Source organism: Mycobacterium colombiense (genome assembly GCF_001953985.1).
Taxonomy (GTDB): Bacteria; Actinomycetota; Actinomycetes; order Mycobacteriales; family Mycobacteriaceae; genus Mycobacterium; species Mycobacterium colombiense_B.
Window position 1 is genome coordinate 240,905 of record NZ_MBEI01000058.1, and the last position, 19,126, is coordinate 260,030.

22 protein-coding genes and 1 riboswitch are annotated in these 19,126 nt (G+C 70.5%); of the genes, 17 read left to right on the forward strand and 5 right to left on the reverse strand.

Annotation, left to right across the window (positions count from 1 at the left end; translation table 11 throughout):
* Positions 1-41: 41 nt before the first annotated feature.
* Complete coding sequence (locus A5732_RS18395; protein ID WP_076102945.1) at positions 42-584, reverse strand: amino-acid N-acetyltransferase; 543 nt, start codon at positions 582-584, stop codon at positions 42-44.
* Between the two features lie 65 nt (positions 585-649).
* Between A5732_RS18395 and pgsA the strand changes: the two genes are divergently transcribed.
* The 4 genes from pgsA to pspM all read left to right on the forward strand — a co-directional run bounded on the left by pgsA (position 650) and on the right by pspM (position 3,446).
* Entirely contained in the window at positions 650-1,222 is a 573-nt protein-coding gene (pgsA, locus tag A5732_RS18400; protein ID WP_076051817.1) for a CDP-diacylglycerol--glycerol-3-phosphate 3-phosphatidyltransferase, read from the forward strand.
* A 116-nt stretch (positions 1,223-1,338) separates the two neighbouring features.
* Entirely contained in the window at positions 1,339-1,665 is a 327-nt protein-coding gene (clgR, locus tag A5732_RS18405; protein WP_064952831.1) for a transcriptional regulator ClgR, read from the forward strand.
* A gap of 133 nt (positions 1,666-1,798) precedes the next feature.
* Complete coding sequence (gene pspA, locus A5732_RS18410) at positions 1,799-2,626, forward strand: phage shock protein PspA (RefSeq protein WP_076051818.1); 828 nt, start codon at positions 1,799-1,801, stop codon at positions 2,624-2,626.
* A 10-nt stretch (positions 2,627-2,636) separates the two neighbouring features.
* Entirely contained in the window at positions 2,637-3,446 is an 810-nt protein-coding gene (gene pspM / locus A5732_RS18415; RefSeq protein ID WP_076102946.1) for a phage shock envelope stress response protein PspM, read from the forward strand.
* 17 nt (positions 3,447-3,463) lie between these two features.
* Here pspM and A5732_RS18420 read toward each other — a convergent pair whose 3' ends face one another.
* Positions 3,464-3,895, reverse strand: coding sequence for a limonene-1,2-epoxide hydrolase (locus tag A5732_RS18420; protein ID WP_064952828.1), 432 nt, complete (start codon positions 3,893-3,895; stop codon positions 3,464-3,466).
* A 50-nt stretch (positions 3,896-3,945) separates the two neighbouring features.
* On the opposite strand from A5732_RS18420, the gene A5732_RS18425 reads away from it, so the two are divergent.
* Genes A5732_RS18425 through A5732_RS18435 form a run of 3 tightly spaced genes read left to right on the forward strand, consistent with a single transcriptional unit; the run spans position 3,946 to position 5,670 of the window.
* Positions 3,946-5,112 carry a glycosyltransferase gene (locus A5732_RS18425; RefSeq protein WP_076102947.1) on the forward strand — a complete coding sequence of 389 codons (1,167 nt, stop codon included), beginning with the start codon at positions 3,946-3,948 and terminating at the stop codon, positions 5,110-5,112.
* Between the two features lie 40 nt (positions 5,113-5,152).
* On the forward strand, positions 5,153-5,425 hold the full coding sequence (locus A5732_RS18430) for a hypothetical protein (protein WP_076102948.1): 273 nt from the start codon (positions 5,153-5,155) through the stop codon (positions 5,423-5,425).
* A 50-nt stretch (positions 5,426-5,475) separates the two neighbouring features.
* A complete protein-coding gene (locus A5732_RS18435; RefSeq protein WP_411431584.1) occupies positions 5,476-5,670 on the forward strand; it encodes a DUF3046 domain-containing protein in 195 nt (64 codons plus the stop codon).
* A gap of 10 nt (positions 5,671-5,680) precedes the next feature.
* Here the strand turns inward: A5732_RS18435 and A5732_RS18440 are convergent, their stop codons facing one another.
* Positions 5,681-6,307 (reverse strand): flavodoxin family protein, encoded by a 627-nt coding sequence (locus A5732_RS18440; RefSeq protein ID WP_076103037.1) that lies wholly within the window; start codon positions 6,305-6,307, stop codon positions 5,681-5,683.
* Positions 6,308-6,363: 56 nt separating this feature from the next.
* Entirely contained in the window at positions 6,364-7,023 is a 660-nt protein-coding gene (locus A5732_RS18445) for a (2Fe-2S)-binding protein (protein WP_076102949.1), read from the reverse strand.
* 40 nt (positions 7,024-7,063) lie between these two features.
* Positions 7,064-7,202: riboswitch (cobalamin riboswitch) on the reverse strand.
* 168 nt (positions 7,203-7,370) lie between these two features.
* Here A5732_RS18445 and recA point away from each other — a divergent pair.
* From recA to A5732_RS18465, 4 genes are all read left to right on the forward strand, one after another.
* Positions 7,371-8,411, forward strand: a complete 1,041-nt coding sequence (recA, locus tag A5732_RS18450; RefSeq protein WP_064952822.1) for a recombinase RecA — start codon at positions 7,371-7,373, stop codon at positions 8,409-8,411.
* Positions 8,377-8,898 (forward strand): recombination regulator RecX, encoded by a 522-nt coding sequence (gene recX, locus A5732_RS18455; protein WP_076051824.1) that lies wholly within the window; start codon positions 8,377-8,379, stop codon positions 8,896-8,898. The genes recA and recX overlap by 35 nt, the downstream gene beginning before the upstream one ends.
* 61 nt (positions 8,899-8,959) lie before the next feature.
* Positions 8,960-10,468, forward strand: coding sequence for a tRNA (N6-isopentenyl adenosine(37)-C2)-methylthiotransferase MiaB (miaB, locus tag A5732_RS18460; RefSeq protein WP_216351587.1), 1,509 nt, complete (start codon positions 8,960-8,962; stop codon positions 10,466-10,468).
* Between the two features lie 8 nt (positions 10,469-10,476).
* Positions 10,477-11,094 carry an Rv2732c family membrane protein gene (locus A5732_RS18465; RefSeq protein ID WP_081389491.1) on the forward strand — a complete coding sequence of 206 codons (618 nt, stop codon included), beginning with the start codon at positions 10,477-10,479 and terminating at the stop codon, positions 11,092-11,094.
* A 61-nt stretch (positions 11,095-11,155) separates the two neighbouring features.
* On the opposite strand, the gene A5732_RS18470 is transcribed toward A5732_RS18465, so the two are convergent.
* Positions 11,156-12,484 carry a DUF349 domain-containing protein gene (locus A5732_RS18470; RefSeq protein WP_076051827.1) on the reverse strand — a complete coding sequence of 443 codons (1,329 nt, stop codon included), beginning with the start codon at positions 12,482-12,484 and terminating at the stop codon, positions 11,156-11,158.
* Between the two features lie 320 nt (positions 12,485-12,804).
* On the opposite strand from A5732_RS18470, the gene A5732_RS18475 reads away from it, so the two are divergent.
* The 6 genes from A5732_RS18475 (at position 12,805) to hflX (ending at position 19,012) form a co-directional block, all read left to right on the forward strand.
* Complete coding sequence (locus tag A5732_RS18475) at positions 12,805-13,761, forward strand: DMT family transporter (protein ID WP_212568077.1); 957 nt, start codon at positions 12,805-12,807, stop codon at positions 13,759-13,761.
* 211 nt (positions 13,762-13,972) lie between these two features.
* Entirely contained in the window at positions 13,973-14,950 is a 978-nt protein-coding gene (locus A5732_RS18480; protein ID WP_076051829.1) for a DMT family transporter, read from the forward strand.
* 53 nt (positions 14,951-15,003) lie between these two features.
* A complete protein-coding gene (locus tag A5732_RS18485) occupies positions 15,004-15,696 on the forward strand; it encodes a hypothetical protein (RefSeq protein WP_076102951.1) in 693 nt (230 codons plus the stop codon).
* A gap of 8 nt (positions 15,697-15,704) precedes the next feature.
* On the forward strand, positions 15,705-16,649 hold the full coding sequence (gene miaA, locus A5732_RS18490) for a tRNA (adenosine(37)-N6)-dimethylallyltransferase MiaA (protein ID WP_076103038.1): 945 nt from the start codon (positions 15,705-15,707) through the stop codon (positions 16,647-16,649).
* A 4-nt stretch (positions 16,650-16,653) separates the two neighbouring features.
* Entirely contained in the window at positions 16,654-17,526 is an 873-nt protein-coding gene (gene dapF, locus A5732_RS18495; protein WP_076102952.1) for a diaminopimelate epimerase, read from the forward strand.
* Positions 17,527-17,572: 46 nt separating this feature from the next.
* Positions 17,573-19,012, forward strand: coding sequence for a GTPase HflX (hflX, locus tag A5732_RS18500; protein WP_076102953.1), 1,440 nt, complete (start codon positions 17,573-17,575; stop codon positions 19,010-19,012).
* The last annotated feature ends 114 nt before the right edge of the window (positions 19,013-19,126 follow it).

The window sequence follows — 19,126 nt, forward strand, 5'->3', positions numbered from 1 at the left end:
CGTTGGGCCGCGAGCGTCAAGCCAGCGTGACTCTCGGCGGCCTAGAGCCTCAGCAGCATCCGCGAGTTGCCGAGGATGTTGGGCTTCACGTAGCTCAGGTCCAGGAACTCCGCGACACCGATGTCGTAGGAGCGGCACATCTCCTCGAACACCTCGGCGGTGACCGGCGTGCCCTCGATCTCGGTGAACCCATGCCGGGCGAAGAACTCGGTCTCGAACGTCAGCACGAACAGCCGCCTCAACTGCAGCTCGCGGGCGACCTCGAGCAGCCGGTCGACGATCGCATGGCCGATGCCGTGTCCGGTCAGCGCCGGGGTGACCGCGACGGTGCGGACCTCGCCGAGGTCCGACCACATCACGTGCAGCGCGCCGCAACCGACCACCTGGCCTGGAGAATCGGGGTGCTCGGCCACCCAAAACTCCTGGACAGCCTCGTAGAGCGTGACGAGGTTCTTCTCCAGCAGGATCTTTCCCGCGTAGGTGTCGACCAGGTCCTTGATGGCCGGCACGTCGGACGTTCGCGCGCGCCGAACCAGCGGACGAGGGCGCTGCGGACTTTGGGTCACGGCTAACAGTATCGACATCTGAAACGGGTGCGCTGGTCAACCGTTATTCTGATGCCGTGTCGGGGCAGCCGCAGACGGGTCCGATGGTAGGCCGCGCGAACATCGCCAACCTCGCCAATACGCTGACCCTGTTGCGGCTCGTGCTGGTGCCCATCTTCCTGCTCGCCCTCTTCGCCGGAGACGGCCACCAAAACGGTTTCCGCGTGGTCGCTTTCGTCATCTTCGCGGCCGCCTGCATCACCGATCGGCTGGACGGCCTGCTGGCCCGCAACTACGGCATGGCGACGGAATTCGGCGCGTTCGTCGATCCGATCGCGGACAAGACGCTGGTGGGGTCGGCGCTGATCGGGCTCTCGATGCTCGGCGAGCTTCCGTGGTGGATCACGGTGCTGATCCTGGTCCGCGAATTCGGGGTCACCGTGCTGCGGCTGGCCGTGATCCGCCGCGGCGTCATCCCGGCCAGCTGGGGCGGCAAGGTCAAGACCGTGGTGCAGGTGCTGGCCATCGGCCTGTTCGTGCTGCCCTGGGCGGCGACGCCGGGGCCGTTCCGGGTGATCGCCGCGGTGGTGATGGCCGTGGCGATCGTGCTGACGGTGATCACCGGGATCGACTACGTCGTGTCGACCGTCCGGGAAGTGCGCCGCACGCCCGGCTGAATCCGGCGCCATCCGACGGGAACCAGACCACCGCTGTCGGCGTTCACCTAATGAGCACCTGCCGGAGGCAAGCTGAGTACGTGCCGCGCAGGGCCGACTGGACGAAGGAGGGCGGGATGCCGCCATTGGTGCGAGAGGTCATCGGCGACGTGCTGCGCGAGGCCCGCACGACACAGGGCCGGACGCTGCGCGAGGTGTCCGATTCGGCGCGGGTGAGCCTCGGTTACCTGTCCGAGGTGGAGCGCGGCCGCAAGGAGCCGTCCAGCGAGCTGCTGAACGCGATCTGCGATGCACTGGACGTCCCGTTGTCGTCGGTTCTCACCCACGCCGGCCAGCGGATGGCCAGCGAGGAGCAGGCGGCCGTCGGTGCGGCCACGGACGGGGCGAGCGGCACCAGCATCAAGGTCGTCATCCCGCCGGTGGCATCGTTGGCGCTGGCCTGAGCGCCGGGGACCGATCCCGCGTAAGGGGTGGGGCGATTGGCGCCGACCCACTAAATTGAGCGACAGGCGCGGAGCCCCTCAGGCCCATCCGGGGACCATCCGGATCCTCAAGAAGCGAAGGTGGAGCTAACTCATGGCCAATCCGTTCGTCAAGGCGTGGAAGTACCTCACGGCGCTGTTCAACGCCAAGATCGACGAGTACGCAGACCCCAAGGTGCAGATCCAGCAGGCCATCGAGGAAGCGCAACGCACGCACCAGGCGCTGACCCAGCAGGCCGCGCAGGTGATCGGCAATCAGCGGCAACTCGAGATGCGGCTGAACCGCCAGCTCGCGGACGTGGAGAAGCTGCAGGTCAACGTGCGTCAGGCATTGACGCTGGCCGACCAGGCCACCGGGGCCGGTGACGCCGCGAAGGCCACCGAGTACAACAACGCCGCCGAGGCGTTCGCCGCCCAGCTGGTGACCGCCGAGCAGAGCGTCGAGGACCTCAAGACGCTGCACGACCAGGCGCTGGGCGCGGCCGCACAGGCCAAGAAGGCCGTCGAGCAGAACGCGATGGTGCTGCAGCAGAAGATCGCCGAGCGCACCAAGCTGCTCAGCCAGCTCGAACAGGCCAAGATGCAGGAGCAGGTGAGCGCCTCGCTGCAGTCGATGAGCGATCTGGCCGCCCCCGGCAACGTCCCCAGCCTCGACGAGGTGCGCGACAAGATCGAGCGGCGGTACGCCAACGCGATCGGGGCCGCCGAGCTCGCGCAGGGTTCGGTTCAGGGCAGGATGCTCGAGGTCGAGCAGGCCGGCGTGCAGATGGCCGGTCACTCCCGCCTGGAACAGATTCGCGCCTCGATGCGTGGTGAGGCCCTGCCGACGGGCGGGACGTCGGCCGCCGGGTCGACGCCCGCCACTCCCGCGCCCGCGGAGAGCACCAGCGGCTCGGTCCCCGAGAAGCCACTTGGCCAGTAGCCGAAGTGTCATGGCGGTGAAAGCGACGCAGCCCGGTCCGTGGCGCGCGCTGCTGCATCGGGGCCTGGCCACCGCCGCCGACCTCTCCGACCTGGTGGCCCGCCGGATCAGCGCGGCCGCGGATCCGCGCGCCCGGCTGCTGCGGCGGCGTCGCCGCGCGCTGCGGTGGGGCCTGATCTTCAGCGCCGGATGCGTGTTCTGGGCCGCGGTGACGATGCTGCTCGCGGCCTGGGGCTGGTTCGCCTTGCTGCTCGAAATCACCGGCGGCGTCGCGGTTTTCATGGCCATTCCGGCGACGCTGCTGCTGCTGCGCTATCGCTGGCTTAAGTCCGAGCCGTTGCCGACGCCGCGGACCACGAACGTGCGCCGGCTGCCGCCGCCGGGTTCGGCGGCGCGCCCCGCGATGTACGCGCTGGGCGCCTCCGAGCGCGGGTTTGCCTCGCTGGTGGCGGTGATCGAGCGGGGCGCGATGTTGCCCACCGCCGAGATCCGCGACCTGACCGCGGCCGCCACCCGGACCTCGGCGGCCATGGCGTCCACCGCCGCGCAGGTGGTGTCGATGGAACGGGCGGCACAGGCCAGCGAGGAATCGCGGTCGTATCTGGTGCCCACCATCAACGCGTTCACCGCGCAGCTGGGTGCCGGCGTCCGCCAATACAACGAAATGGTCACCGCGGCAGCGCAATTGGTGTCGTCGGCGAACGGCGACGCATCGGCCGCGTCGCAGCACTACCGCGCCGAACTGGCCGGGGCAACCGATCGCCTGATCGGTTGGGCGCAGGCGTTCGACGAACTCGGTGGATTGCGCGGCACCGGCTAGGCGCCGGGATCAGAACGTCAGAACGTCGCTTTCAGCGACGGCAGCACCAGCGCCGCCAGGCCGCGCGCGGTGGCCTTGAGCATGTCGAAGAAGTCGAAGTAGTCCCGCCACAACGTGATTCGCCCGTTCTGGACCTCGAACACGCCGCACACCCAGAACTGCAGCCGCAGCGGGCCGAAGATCAGCGCGTCGGTGCGTTCGGTGAGCACCGCGCCGCCGTCGGCCGCGATGCGGTGGATCTTCACCTCGAAGGCGGCGCGGCCCTCCATCTGGCGAAACAGCTTGATGGCCCTGGCCCGGCCATGGATGGTGGGCAGGCCGACGTTTTCGTAGACGAGATCGTCGGCCAGCGCGGCGCCGGCGGCGTCGTAATCCGCCTCCTGCAGGGCGTTCAGGAATCCTTCGACCGTGCGGGTGTTCGCAACGGTTGTCCCAGTCAGCTCGGTCATCTTGCCAGCGTAGGCGCGTGGCAACCGGGCGCTGTGGCAGGGTAAGCACGATGCGCGTCGCCGTGGTCGCCGGGCCGGATCCCGGGCACTCGTTCCCGGCGATCGCGCTGTGCCGGCGCTTCGCCGAAGCCGGCGACGAGCCCACCCTGTTCACCGGCTCCGAATGGCTGGACACCGCCCGCGGCGCGGGCATCGACGCCGCCGCGCTGGACGGGCTGGCGGCCACCGACGACGACGTCGACGCCGGGGCCCGGATCCACCGGCGCGCCGCGCGGATGGCTGTGCTCAACGTGCCCGCGCTGCGCGAATTGGCGCCCGACCTGGTGGTCTCCGACGTCATCACCGCCGGCGGCGGCATGGCCGCCGAGCTGCTGGGCATCCCGTGGATCGAACTCAACCCGCACCCGCTGTACCTGCCGTCGAAAGGGCTGCCGCCGATCGGCAGCGGGCTGGCGCCGGGCACCGGCATCCGGGGCCGGCTGCGCGACGCCGCGATGCGCGCGCTGACGGCGCGATCCGTGCGCACCGGCCTGCAGCAGCGCGCGAACTCGCGCGCCGAGATCGGGCTGCCGGCGCGCGATCCCGGGCCGCTGCGCCGGCTGATCGCGACGCTGCCCGCGCTGGAGGTTCCGCGCCCGGACTGGCCCGCCGAGGCCGTCGTCGTCGGGCCGCTGCATTTCGAGCCGACCGACCGGATCCTCGAGGTCCCGGCCGGCTCCGGACCGGTGGTGGTCATCGCGCCGTCGACCGCCCTGATCGGCACCGAGGGCCTCGCCGAGGTCGCACTGGGGTGCCTGACGCCGGGGGAGACCCTGCCGGCCGGATCGCGCCTGCTGGTGTCGCGGTTGGACGGACCGGAGCTGGCGGTGCCGCCGTGGGCGACGGTCGGGCTGGGACGCCAGGACGAGCTGTTGGCGCACGCCGACCTGGTGATCTGCGGTGGCGGCCACGGCATGGTGGCCAAGACGCTGCTGGCCGGCGTGCTGCTGGTGGTGGTGCCCGGAGGCGGCGACCAATGGGAGATCGCCAACCGGGTGCAGCGCCAGGGCAGCGCCCGGCTGATCCGGCCGCTGACCGCCGACGCGCTGGTGTCGGCAGTGAACGAGCTGCTGTCGTCGCCCGGGTACCGCGCGGCGGCGCAGGCGGCGGCCGCCGGCATCGCCGACGTCGCCGACCCGGTGCGGGTCTGCCGCGAAGCGCTGGCGGTGGCCGGATGATCCGCAGGGCGCCGCCTTTATGCTTCGGCGGGAGGCACCGATGAGGATCATCACGACAATCGCCACCGGCGCCCTGCTGGCGGGCGCGCTGGCCGGCGTGGCCGTCGCGCACGCCGACAGTCCCGAGGAACAGCAGGCCTGCCAGTTGATGGACGATCCGGCGGCCACCCAACAGGGACTCGCGCCGGCCGAATACGCCTTCATGCAGTTGCGCGCCACCATGTCGGCCCAACGCGCGCGCGACGTGATGTCCATTGCGGTGCAGGAGGACTGCCCCAACCACATCATCGACCTGCCGGCCAGCTGGCGGTAGCGCGCTTCGCTCAGGTGTCCGATGCCTGCGGGCTGGGTATGTTGACTGGCGTGCGGCTAACGGAGTTTCACGAGCGGGTAGTCCTGCGCTTTGGCACGACCTACGGGTCCTCGGTCCTGGTGGATCACGTGCTGACCGGCTTCGACGGACGCACGGCCGCCCAAGCCATCGAGGCCGGGATCGAGCCCCGCGACGTCTGGCGGGCGTTGTGCGTGGACTTCGACGTCCCCCGGGAACAGTGGTGAGCGCAGCGCGCTATTCGTATTTCGGGTACGCGTTCTGCCGCAACACCGTGGCGAGGTGCACGGCATTGCGGACGGCATTGCCGGTCGCGGACGCGACGGCTTCCGGCACATCGTCGAGGTCGGTGTAGTCCGTGCCCTGCATGGCCTCGCCGTTCCAATAGGTGCAGCCCTGCGCGGCGATGGAGAACCCGATGTCGTTGAGCGCCTGGAAAAGGTCGGCCACGATCTTGTGCGCCCCGTCCTCGTTGCCCACGACCGCGGCCAGGACCACCTTGCCCACCATCCGCGGCCTTCCCGCGTCGTCCGTGTCGGATAGCTCGGCATCGAGGCGCTCCAGGACGCGCTGCGCCACGCTGGACATGTGACCGACCCAGGTGGGTGTCGACACGATGACGATGTCCGCCGCCTTGACCTTGGTCAACAGCTCCGGCCACTCATCGCCTGGCCCCATGTCGGCCTCGACACCGGGCAGCAGGGCCAGGTCGACGCACCGCACCTTCTCGCCCTCGACGCCCGCACCGCGCAGCTGATCGAGCAACTGGTCGGCGAGCTTGTCGCTGCTGGACGGCGCCGGACTCTTCTTCAGCGAGCAGACCAACGCGATGGCGCGCAGGGACGGCGTTGCGGGTGCGGACATGCTGGCCACATACCCGGGCTCTTCGACGCCAAACGACGCCCGCGCCGTCCATCGGTCTACCGTGTCGTCCGGTGCAGCACGCAGTCGCCGCACAGAGAACTCCCCGGCAGTCGATAGAAAAGGCAGCAGCTGCGGCGCCTGAAGTCCAGGCCGGTGATGACGCCGGCCCCGGCCAGCACGCCGGTGTTCAGCAGCGACTGGGTCATCTGGACGATCGCGGGGCGCAGGCTGGGGCGCGCCGACGCCAGGGCCCGTGCGGCTCCCACCAGCGCGGAGGCGATGTTGCCCGCGAGCAGGGCGGGCGCCAGGTTGACCCGCAGGCCGGCGGCGAGCGGCCGCATGTGCTCGCTCACCACGATCCGGTAGAGCATGTCCGGTGCGGGGGAGGCGACGGGTTTCCCGGCGGGTTCGGGCAGTCGTAGCTGTGCACCGTCGTCGGCGCGTTGCAGGTCGTCGAGGTCGGGGACGACGCCGTGGCCGATCGCGCAGGCGAGCACCGGTGACCACAGCCGGGTGGCGTGAGCGAGGTGGACCAGTGACGCGCCGATCCGCAGATCGGTCGTGTGGTAGCGCCGAATGGTGGCGTCGATCAGGTCGGCGCAGCCGCCGGCGTAGGACTGTTTGACCGGATGCCAGCCCGCCGCGTCTCCACCCACGGTCAGGGTGAAAAAGCCTCCATAGCAAGCTATTTCAGCCAGCTGAGCGGAGATGTCCATTGCTTCGCAACCGCCTCTCGGGGAGTTCCGCCCCGGTTGTGGTGAGGATGCGTCGACGGCGAGTATCTGGCTCTCTCGGGTGGGCATGCCCATGGAGATCACAGTGGCCGGACCGCACCGGATTCACACCGGTTTCCTCGGGCTTTCCGGCCGGAAGGCCCGTCGACGCCGTTCGGTAGCCGATGGTGCCACACGTGATGGGAGACAACGGCGTGTCGAACTTGAATCGAACACCTGTTCGGCTACTGTGGGGAATGTTCGGCCAGTCACTTGTCGGTGGCCTTCTCTAGTGTCACCGCCAACCGACCGATACCGGTCAGACGAACACCGACTATAGGAGAGGCACCATGGCGCAAGCCCCCGACCGCGAGAAGGCTCTCGAACTGGCGATGGCCCAGATCGAAAAGAGCTACGGCAAAGGCTCGGTGATGCGTCTCGGCGACGAGACACGTCAGCCGATTTCGATCATCCCAACCGGATCCATCGCACTGGACGTGGCCCTGGGCATCGGCGGGCTGCCCCGCGGCCGGGTCGTGGAGATCTACGGCCCGGAATCCTCGGGTAAGACCACCGTCGCCCTGCACGCGGTGGCCAACGCCCAGGCCGCCGGCGGCGTCGCCGCCTTCATCGACGCCGAGCACGCCCTGGACCCGGAGTACGCCAAAAAGCTCGGCGTGGACACCGATTCCCTGCTGGTCAGCCAGCCGGACACGGGGGAGCAGGCCCTCGAGATCGCCGACATGCTGATCCGCTCCGGCGCCCTGGACATCCTGGTTATCGACTCGGTGGCCGCGCTGGTGCCGCGCGCCGAGCTCGAAGGCGAGATGGGCGACAGCCACGTCGGGCTGCAGGCCCGGCTGATGAGCCAGGCCCTGCGGAAAATGACTGGCGCGCTGAATAATTCGGGCACCACCGCGATCTTCATCAACCAGCTGCGCGAGAAGATCGGGGTGATGTTCGGTAGCCCCGAAACCACCACGGGTGGAAAGGCTTTGAAGTTCTACGCGTCGGTGCGCATGGACGTGCGCCGGATCGAGACGCTCAAGGACGGCACCAACGCGGTCGGTAACCGCACCCGGGTCAAGATCGTCAAGAACAAGGTGGCGCCGCCCTTCAAGCAGGCCGAGTTCGACATCCTCTACGGCCAGGGGGTCAGCCGGGAGGGCTCGCTGATCGACATGGGTGTGGAGCAGGGCTTCATCCGCAAGTCCGGCTCCTGGTTCACCTATGAGGGCGAGCAGCTCGGCCAGGGCAAGGAGAACGCCCGCACCTTCCTGAAGGAAAACGACGAAGTCGCCAACGAGATCGAGAAGAAGATCAAGGAAAAGCTCGGCATTGGCGCGGTCGTGACCGATGACGAAGTCCTGCCCGCCCCCGTCGACTTCTGAGCCCTCCCGCGAAGAGCAGGCGCGGGCGCTGTGCCTGCGCCTGCTCACCGCGAGAGCGCGCACCCGGTCCGAGCTGCACGGCCAGCTGGCCAAACGCGGCTACCCCGACGACGTCAGCGAACGGGTGCTCGACCGGTTGTCCTCCGTCGGCTTGATCGACGACGCCGACTTCGCCCAGCAGTGGGTGCGGTCCCGCAGGGCGCACGCCGGAAAAAGCAAGCGCGCCTTGGCCGCCGAGCTGCACACCAAGGGCGTCGACAACGAGGTGATCACTGCGGCGCTGGCCGGGATCGACGCCGGCGCCGAGCGGGACCGGGCGGAACAGTTGGTCCGGTCCAAGCTGCGCCGCGAGACGCTGAACGACGACGACGCGCGGGTGACCCGCAGGCTGGTGGGGATGCTGGCGCGGCGGGGCTACAGCCAGAACATGGCGTGCGAGGTCGTGTTCGCCGAGTTGGCCGCCGAGCGGGAGCGCCGCCGGGTCTAGGCTGGTGACGTGCGGTTTCTCGCACGCCGACTGGTCGCCGTACCATGGCCCCGTGACTCCGATGGTGCGAGAGACCGTGGCGGACGCCGCACCGGCGCGCACCTACCAAGTCCGCACCTACGGCTGCCAGATGAACGTCCACGACTCGGAGCGGTTGGCGGGCCTGCTGGAAGCGGCCGGGTACCGGCGGGCGGCCGAGGGCGCCGACGCCGACGTGGTGGTGTTCAACACCTGCGCCGTGCGCGAGAACGCCGACAACAAGCTCTACGGCAACCTCAGCCACCTCGCACCGCGCAAGCGCGGCAACCCCGAGATGCAGATCGCCGTCGGCGGCTGCCTGGCCCAAAAGGACCGGGACACGTTGCTGCACAAGGCGCCCTGGGTCGACGTCATCTTCGGCACCCACAACATCGGGTCACTGCCCACGCTGCTGGAGCGCGCCCGGCACAACAAGGTCGCCCAGGTGGAAATCGCCGAGGCGCTGCAGGAGTTTCCGTCGTCGCTGCCCAGCGCACGCGAATCAGCGTATGCGGCTTGGGTTTCCGTCTCCGTCGGATGCAACAACAGCTGCACGTTCTGCATCGTCCCGTCGCTGCGCGGCAAAGAGGTCGACCGCAGCCCCGGCGACATCCTGGCCGAGGTGCGGTCGCTGGTCGACGACGGCGTGCTCGAGGTCACGCTGCTCGGCCAGAACGTCAACGCCTACGGGGTGTCCTTCGCCGACCCCGCCCAGCCCCGCGACCGCGGCGCCTTCGCCCGCCTGCTGCGTGCCTGCGGCGACATCGCCGGCCTGGAGCGGGTTCGGTTCACCTCGCCGCACCCGGCCGAATTCACCGACGACGTCATCGAGGCCATGGCGCAGACCCCGAATGTCTGCCCCGCCCTGCACATGCCGCTGCAGTCCGGGTCCGACCGGGTGCTGCGCGCGATGCGACGGTCCTACCGCGCCGAGCGCTACCTAGGCATCATCGACCGCGTCCGGACCGCCATGCCGCACGCCGCCATCACTACCGACCTGATCGTCGGATTCCCCGGTGAGACCGAAGAGGACTTCGCCGCCACGCTGGACGTGGTGCGCCAGGCCCGGTTCTCGGCCGCGTTCACCTTCCAGTACTCCAAGCGGCCCGGCACCCCGGCCGCCGAACTCGACGGACAGATCCCGAAAGCCGTTGTGCAGGAACGCTATGACCGGCTGATCGAGCTGCAGGAGGCGATCTCGCTGGAGGGCAACCAGGCCCTGATCGGCCAGACCGTCGAATTGCTGGTCGCCACCGGCGAAGGGCGTAAGGACAGCCGCACCGCCCGCATGACCGGGCGGGCCCGCGACGGCCGGCTAGTGCATTTTGGCGTCGACACACCCGGGGACGTCAGGCCCGGCGACATCGTCACCACGGTGATCACCGGGGCCGCCCCCCACCACCTCATCGCCGACGCGGGCGTCGTCACGCATCGCCGCACCCGGGCGGGTGATGCGCAGGCCGCCGGGCAGCGCCCGCGCGGCATCGGCCTCGGCATGCCCGCCGTCGGGCCGCCCGTGGGCCCGGCCGAACCCCTTGGATGTGCGCTGTGAAAAAAGAGATGAACAACGACGACGTACAACTCGGCGCCCTGCGGAGCGAGATCGAGGCCGCCGAACGCCGCGTGGCCCGCGGAATCGACCCCGGCCCGCGGGCCTTCTTCGTGTCGATCCTGGTGTTCGTGCTGCTGGCGTCGTTCATCCTGCCGCACACCGGTGACGTGCGCGGCTGGGACGTGTTGTTCGCTAGCCACGGTGCCGGCGCGGCCGCCGTCGGCCTGCCGTCGCGCGTGTTCGCCTGGCTGGCGCTGGTATTCGGCGTCGGCTTCTCGATGCTGGCGCTGGTGACGCGGCGCTGGGCGCTGGCCTGGGTCGCGTTGGCGGGCACGGCGATCGCGGGTGCCGCGGGCATGCTGGCGATCTGGTCGCGTCAGACCGTGGCCGCGGGGCACCCGGGGCCGGGCTGGGGCCTGATCATCGCCTGGCTCACCGTGCTCGTGCTGACCTACCACTGGGCCCGCGTGGTCTGGTCGCGCACCATCGTGCAGCTCGCCGCCGAGCAGCAGCGGCGCCGTGTCGCGGCGGCGCAGCAGTCGGTCACGCTGCTGGACGGGCTGGACGATCCGGCGCCGCCCACCGCGGAGACGCGCGACGACCCCGGCGCGACCGACGGGGTCTGACGGGCCTAGGGCTTTCGGCGGCGACCCGCTGCGCCCGGCTGCGCCGCGCTAGCGATCGCCGCTAGGGCTTGCGGGTCAGGGCCTCGACGGCCGCCTGCGCCCACTGCCGCCACTGCTCGGCATTGGCCTTGGCCTCTTCGGCTTCCTTGGTGCGGCCCGCCGCCGCGGCCTTCTGCGCCTGCTGTTCGTATTGCTCGGCGCGGGCCTGGAACTGCTCGGCCCGGGCCTGCGCCTGCGGGTCGGACCAGCCGGTGTCGCCGGCGTCGCGCACCTTCTTCTCGACCGCGCGCAGCCGGCGCTCCAGCTCGGCGGACCGCTCGCGCGGGACCTTGCCGATCGCGTCCCACTTGTCGGTGATCGTGCGCAGCGCCGCCCGGGCGGCGTCGTGGTTGCTGGTGTCCAGCTTCTCCGCCTCGGCCAGCAGCGCCTCTTTGGCGGTCGCGTTGGCCCGGAACTCCGCGTCCTTCTCCGCCGTCACCGCGTTGCGGGCGGTGAAGAACACGTCCTGGGCGGCCTTGAATCGCCGCCACAGGGCGTCGTCGACCTCCCGGGTCGCCCGGCCGGCCGCCTTCCACTCGGTGAGCAGCTTGCGGAATTCGGCGCTGGTGGCGGCCCAGTCGGTCGAGTCGGACAGCGCTTCGGCCCGCTCGCACAGGTTTTCTTTGGCCTGGCGGATCCCCGAGCGCTCCCGGTCCAGCTCCGCGAAGTGCGCTCCCCGCCGCCGATTGAAGGCCTCCCGGGCAGCGGAGTAGCGCTTCCACAGCGCGTCGTCGACCTTGCGGTCCACCCCGCTGATCGTCTTCCACTCGTCGAGGATCGCGCGCAACCGGTCACCCGCGGCCTTCCACTGCGTCGAGTTGGCGGCCAACTCCTCGGCCTCCGCGGCGAGTGCCTCCTTGCGGGCGGTCTGGGTGGCGCGATGCTCCTCGCGCCGGGAGCGCTCTGCGGCGACGGCCGCCTCGGCGTGCTCGGCGATGGTGGTCAACCGGGCCGCCAGCGCATCGATATCGCCCAGCACGGCCGCCGTCGGCAGCGTCTCGGCCAGCTCGGCCGCGTGCGCCTTGATCTTGCGTGCGTCACCGGACCCGGAGGCCAGGCGCTCTTCCATCAGCGTGACCTCGGTGGCCAGGTCGTCGAAGCGACGGCCGAAGTGGGCGAACGCCGCCTCGCGATCACCGGCCTGCCAGGAGCCGACGATGCGCTCGCCGGCGGAGCTGATCAGCCATACCGTGCCGTCGTCGTCCACGCGCCCGAACTGGTGCGGATTGCTGCGCGGCGGCACCACCAGCGGGTGCGCGGTGGTGGGCCGCGGTGTCGGCCGGGGACCGGGCCGCGGTCCCGGACGCGGCGCGGGCCGAGCTGAATCGTCGCGAGGCTCGTCACCGGTCATGCGCTCGTCACTACCCTTTCAAACCCTTCCGCGCGGTCCGTGTCCCGCGCGCCTGCCGCGCGTAGCGGCACCGTCTCCTGCCTCTGCCGGATGCCCCGGGCCGGGTTCTCCCAACAGCTGCTTAACAGTATTCAAGCAGCTTGCACTGGCACGCGCCGCCACTTGCCATTCCCGACCAACCCGGCGGCCGCGAGGCACCCGTGCCGTCTCCGCGTGGGCGGGTACCGTCGTGCTATCGCGTCACCCCCTCGGAATTCGTCCAATCCTGGTGAGCGTTGTCTTCGGCTCTCGTCGGGGTCGCACGTCGATGGGAGGTCACCATCGCCAAAGTGGATATCGCCGCGCTGCTCGCGCTGATCGCCGCGCTGATGTCGGGCGTCGGCGACGTGATCCGGCAGCGCTCCGCGCAGGAAATCACCGACGAACAGGTGGGCCACCTCGAGCTGTTGCGGATGTCGTTGCGCGACGTCCGGTGGTGGCTGGGCGGGATCGCGGCGGTGGGCAGCTTCACGCTGCAGGCGGTGGCGCTCAGCCTGGGTTCGGTGGTGCTGGTGCAGGCCTTGCAGGTGACCGCGCTGCTGTTCGCCCTGCCGGTCTACGCCTGGCTGACCAAGCACCGGTTGAGCCGACGGGAGTGGGTGTGGGCGGTCCTGCTGGCCAGCGCGGTGGCGGTCTTCGTCACCGTCGGCGAGCCGGCCGCCGGCTACCAGCGGGCGTCGCTGGATTCCTGGGCGGTGGTCGCGATGGTGATCGGGCCGGCGATGGCGTTCTGCGTGCTGGGCGCGCGCCTCTGGTCGGGCCCGCTGGCCGCGGTGCTGCTGGCGTTGGTGTCGGCGTCGTCGTGGGCGTTGTTCGCGGTGCTCACCAAGGCGGTCGTCGCCGTGCTGCCGGGCGGGCCGGGGACGCTGCTGCGCACCCCGGAGCTATACGGCTGGTTGCTGGTCGCGGTGCTGGGGACGATCTTCCAGCAGTCGGCGTTTCGGGCCAGCGCGCTCACCGCGTCGTTGCCGACGATGACGGTGGCCGAGCCGCTGGTCGCGTCGGTGCTGGGGGTCACCGTGCTCGGTGAGACGCTCGGCGCCAAGGGCCCCGCCGTAATCGCCTTGGTGGCCGCGGTGGTCGTGGTCGTCGTCGCGACCACCGCCCTGGCCCGGGGAGAGGCCGCATCCATGAACGCGGCCGACGACGCGCCGGACGATCAAAGCGATGGTGTGACGCTGATCCCATCGCGCGCGGCGGGCGAGGTGTGGAAAAGGGCTGGCAGCGAACGGGCCTAGCCATCGCACACAGCTACCTGTGTAGTTCTCTTAGAGTTATCCCACGCGTTACATAGATTGCTGAAGTAATAGTTGAACGGTTACCTGCGGCGCAGTCAGCAGCGTGTGGAACGTCATAAATTTGTAGTTGAACTGAACGCAAATTGTGCGTGTATTTCCTTGCGCCACGGGGAAAGCTGGGTCGAACGGTCGCGAGGCGGAGGGGTCGAGAATGTCGAAAGTTGATGTCGCAGCGTTACTGGCTTTGTGCGCGGCGCTGGCATCGGCGGTCGGCGACGTGGTCCGGCAGCGCTCCGCGCACGAGGTCACCGACAAGCAGGTCGGCCACCTCGAGCTGTTCCGCATGTCGCTCAAGGACACCCGGTGGTGGCTGGGCGGCCTGGCCGCGATCACCAACTACAGCCTGCAGGCCGCCGCGCTGGCGTGGGGCTCGGTCGTGATGGTGACCGCGCTGCAGGTGACCGCGCTGCTGTTCGCGCTGCCCATCTACGCGCGGCTTGCCCAGCACCGGGTGAAGCCCCGCGAATGGGGGTGGGCGCTCATCCTGGCCGCCGCGCTGGCGGTCGTCATCATCGTCGGCGACCCGGCGGCCGGACATCAGCGCGGGCAGTTGCAAACCTGGCTCATCGTCGCCATGGTCATGATCCCGCTGCTGGTGGCCTGCGTGGTGGCGGCGCGGCGCTGGTCCGGCAGCCCATTCGCGGCCGTGCTGCTCGCGGTGGTTGCGGGTTCCTCGCTGGCGCTGTTCGCGGTGCTGACCAAGGGCATCGTCGAGATGGCCGAGAACGGCCCGCTGGCCGTGCTGACGTCGCCGGAATTCGTGCCCTGGCTGCTGGTGGCCCTGGCCGGGATGATCTTCCAGCAGTCGGCTTTCCGCGCCGGCACGCTGACCGCGTCGCTGCCGACCATGACGGTGGCCAAGCCGGTGGTCGCCGGCCTGCTCGGGGTTTTGGTGCTGGAGGAGACGATGAACGCCAGCGGCCCCAGAGCGTTCGTGCTGATCGGGGCGGTGGCGGTGGTCATCATCGCGACGATCGCGCTGGCGCGCGGCGAAGCCGCCACTATCGACCAGGCCGAGCAAGGGCCGGGTGGTGTCCCACGAAAAATACCGGCCCGAGAGATAACCGAAGACGACGATTTCGGCCCCTTCAGCGACCGTCTGGTCGTGGCGGACGGCTTCCCCCGGTGACGTCAGGCCCGGCACACCGCACTGGCGCCGGGCCGCCGCGTTAGTTTGGTGGCGTGCTGAGCGCCATTGCGATCGTCCCGTCGGCGCCGGTCCTTGTCCCCGAACTCGCCGGAGCGGCCGTCACCGAGGTGGCCGACCTGGCCGCGGCCACTCTTGCCGCGGCCGCTCTGCTGCCCGACCGCTGGGTGGTGATCGGGGTGGGACCCGACGACGACGTGCTGGGTCCCGACGCGGTGGGCACCTTCGCGGGTTTCGGCGCGGACGTCCGCGTCCGGGTGTCCCCGGAGGCCGACCAGGACGCCCCGCCGATGGCACTCCCGGTCTGCGCGCTGCTCGCCGGCTGGGTGCGCGGCCAGGCGCAGCCGCACGCCAGCGCGCAGGTCCGCGTCTACCGCGCCGACCACGACGCCGACACCGCGCTGCGCCTCGGCACACAGCTGCGCGCCGAGATCGACCGGGTGGCCGAGCCGGTCGGGGTGCTGGTCGTGGCCGACGGCGCGAACACACTGACTCCGGCCGCCCCCGGCGGATACGACCCGGACAACGCCGACGCTCAACGGGCCCTGGACGACGCGCTGGCCGGCGGCGACCTCGCCGCGCTGCGCCGCCTGCCGCAGCAGATCCACGGCCGGGTCGCATTTCAGGTGCTGGCCGGACTGGCCGAGCCCGGACCCCGATCGGCCAAGGAGCTGTACCGCGGAGCGCCCTACGGGGTGGGCTACTTCGCCGGCGCCTGGCAGCTGTGACCCCCGCCGTGCGCCCCCTGGCGATCATCGGCCCCACCGGCACCGGCAAGTCGCAGTTGGCCCTCGACTTCGCGGAGCGGGTCGAGCGGCTCGGCGTCCGCGCCGAGATCGTCAACGCCGACGCGATGCAGCTCTACCGCGGCATGGACATCGGCACCGCCAAGCTGCCCGTCGGCGCCCGCCGCGGCATCCCGCATCACCAGCTCGACGTCCTCGACGTCACCGAGACCGCGACCGTCGCGCGGTATCAGGCCGCCGCCGCGGCCGACGTCGAAGCGATCGTGGCCCGCGGCGCGCTGCCGATCATCGTGGGCGGCTCCATGCTCTACATCCAGTCGCTGCTCGACGACTGGTCGTTTCCGGCCACCGATCCCGCGGTGCGCGCGCGCTGGGAGCAGCGGCTCGCCCAGATCGGGGTCGGCGAGCTGCACGCCGAGCTGGCCCGCCGCGATCCGGCCGCGGCCGCGTCCATCCTGCCCACCGACGCCCGGCGCACGGTGCGGGCCCTGGAAGTGGTCGAGCTGACCGGTCAGCCGTTCGCCGCCTCCGCGCCGCGGATCGGCGCCCCCAGATGGGACACCGCCATCGTCGGATTAGACTGCGACACAACACTTCTCGACGAGCGGCTGGCCCGGCGCACCGACGCCATGTTCGACCAGGGTCTGGTCGGCGAGGTGATCGCGCTGCTGGACAAGGGCCTGCGCGACGGGGTCACCGCGTCGCGGGCGCTGGGTTACGCGCAGGTGCTGGCGGCGCTCGACGAGAGCGGTCCGGCGGGCCCCGGCGCCGATCAACTGCGGGGCGCGCGCGAGCAGACCTTCTTCGGCACCCGGCGCTACGTCCGGCGCCAGCGGTCCTGGTTCCGCCGCGATCACCGGGTGCGGTGGCTGGACGCGGCCGAGGGCGCCGCGATCGTCGACGCCGCCGTGCGAGCGTGGCGCCACGTATCCTGAGCAGGTGAATTTCGCGAAGGGCCACGGCACCGAGAACGACTTCGTGGTGCTGCCGGACCCGCAGGCCGAGCTGAGCCTGACCGGGGCGCGGGTGGCCGCGCTGTGCGACCGGCGCCGCGGGCTGGGCGCCGACGGGGTGCTGCGGGTCACCACGGCCGGCGCGGCGCTGTCGGCCGGCGTGCTCGACCGGGTGCCCGACGGGGTGGGCCCTGACGACTGGTACATGGACTACCGCAACGCCGACGGGTCCGTCGCGCAGATGTGCGGCAACGGCGTGCGGGTCTTCGCGCACTACCTGCGTGCCAGCGGCATGGAGTCTCGCGACGAATTCGTGGTCGGGTCGCTGGCCGGCCCGCGGCCGGTCGCGGTGCATCGCGCCGACGCGACCACCGCCGACATCAGCGTCGACATGGGCAAGGCCAACACGCTGGGCCCCGGTGACGCGGTCGTGGGCGGCCGGCGGTTCGCCGGACTGGCGGTGGACGTGGGCAATCCGCACCTGGCCTGTGTCGACCCACAACTGACGGCCGAGGGGCTGGCGGCGCTGGACGTGGCCGCGCCGGTGAGCTTCGATGCCGCCCAGTTCCCGGACGGGGTGAACGTCGAGATCGTCACCGCACCGGCCGGCGGGGCCGTGCGCATGCGCGTGCACGAGCGGGGAGTCGGCGAGACGCGCTCGTGCGGCACCGGGACGGTGGCGGCCGCGGTCGCCGCGCTGGCCGGTGCCGGGGCGGCCACCGGCGCCCTGACCGTTCGGATGCCCGGCGGCGAGGTCGTAGTCACCATCACCGACGCCACCAGCTTCCTGCGAGGACCGTCCGTACTGGTAGCCCAAGGAGAACTCAGCGAGGAATGGTGGCGCGCACAGCAGCGTTAAATCAGGTGCACGACACCGTTTTCGCGTGCATCATCTTTTATTGCCTATGACAGAACCAGAATTTCGTGATCACGCTCCGGGAATTGCGGAGCCCAGCACGGGCGAACTCGCCCTCGAAGATCGGTCTGCGCTGCGCCGGGTCGCCGGCCTGTCGACCGAACTCACCGACATCTCCGAAGTCGAATACCGCCAGCTCCGGCTCGAGCGGGTCGTCCTGGTCGGCGTGTGGACCGACGGCACCGCCGCGGACAGCGAAGCCAGCATGGCCGAGCTTGCCGCCCTGGCCGAAACCGCCGGCTCCGAGGTGCTCGAAGGGCTGATCCAGCGCCGCGACAAGCCCGACCCGTCGACCTACATCGGCTCGGGCAAGGCGCAGGAACTGCGGGAGGTGGTGCTGTCGACCGGCGCTGACACCGTCATCTGCGACGGTGAACTGTCCCCGGCTCAGCTGACCGCTCTGGAAAAGGCCGTCAAGGTCAAAGTGATCGACCGCACCGCGCTGATCCTGGACATCTTCGCCCAGCATGCCACCAGCCGGGAGGGCAAGGCGCAGGTCGCGCTGGCCCAGATGGAATACATGCTGCCGCGACTGCGCGGCTGGGGTGAATCGATGTCCCGGCAGGCCGGTGGCCGGGCCGGCGGCAGCGGGGGAGGCGTGGGCCTGCGCGGTCCCGGTGAAACCAAGATCGAGACGGACCGGCGGCGCATCCGCGAGCGGATGGCCAAGCTGCGCCGCGAGATAAAAGACATGAAGCAGGTCCGCGATACTCAGCGCAGCCGGCGGGTGCACAGCGACCTTCCCGCGATCGCGATCGTCGGCTACACCAACGCCGGCAAGTCGAGCCTGCTCAACGCGCTGACCGGGGCCGGGGTGCTCGTGCAGGACGCGTTGTTCGCCACCTTGGAGCCCACCACCCGGCGCGCCGAGTTCGAGGATGGCCGCCCGTTCGTGCTCACCGACACCGTCGGATTCGTCCGGCACCTGCCCACCCAGCTGGTCGAGGCCTTCCGCTCGACGCTGGAAGAGGTCGTCGACGCCGATCTGCTGGTGCACGTCGTCGACGGCTCCGACGTCAACCCGCTGGCGCAGATCAACGCGGTCCGCCAGGTCATCTCCGAAGTCGTCGCCGACTACGGGAGCGACCACGACGGCGCCGCGCCGCAGGAGCTGGTGGTGGTGAACAAGGTCGACGCCGCAAGCGATCTGACGCTGGCCAAGCTTCGTCACGCCCTGCCGGGCGCCATGTTCGTGTCCGCGCGCACCGGCGACGGCATCGACGCCCTGCGACGCCGGATCGCCGAGCTCGCGGTCCCGGCCGACACCGCCGTCGACGTGGTGATCCCGTACCACCGCGGCGACCTGGTGGCCCGCCTGCACGCCGACGGGCGCGTCCAGCAGGAGGAGCACAACGCCGAGGGCACCCGCATCCGGGCCCGGGTTCCGGTGGCGCTGGCCGGCCGGCTGCGCGAGTTCTCGGCCGACTGACCGCGCGTTCGCCCCGGCATCAGGGGCGATCCGTGCAGCGCAGGGCCCATCCGACCCCCTCGAGGCGGCGGTAGGCGACCCCGCCGGCTGCCTACCAACCGTCCGGTTGGTATA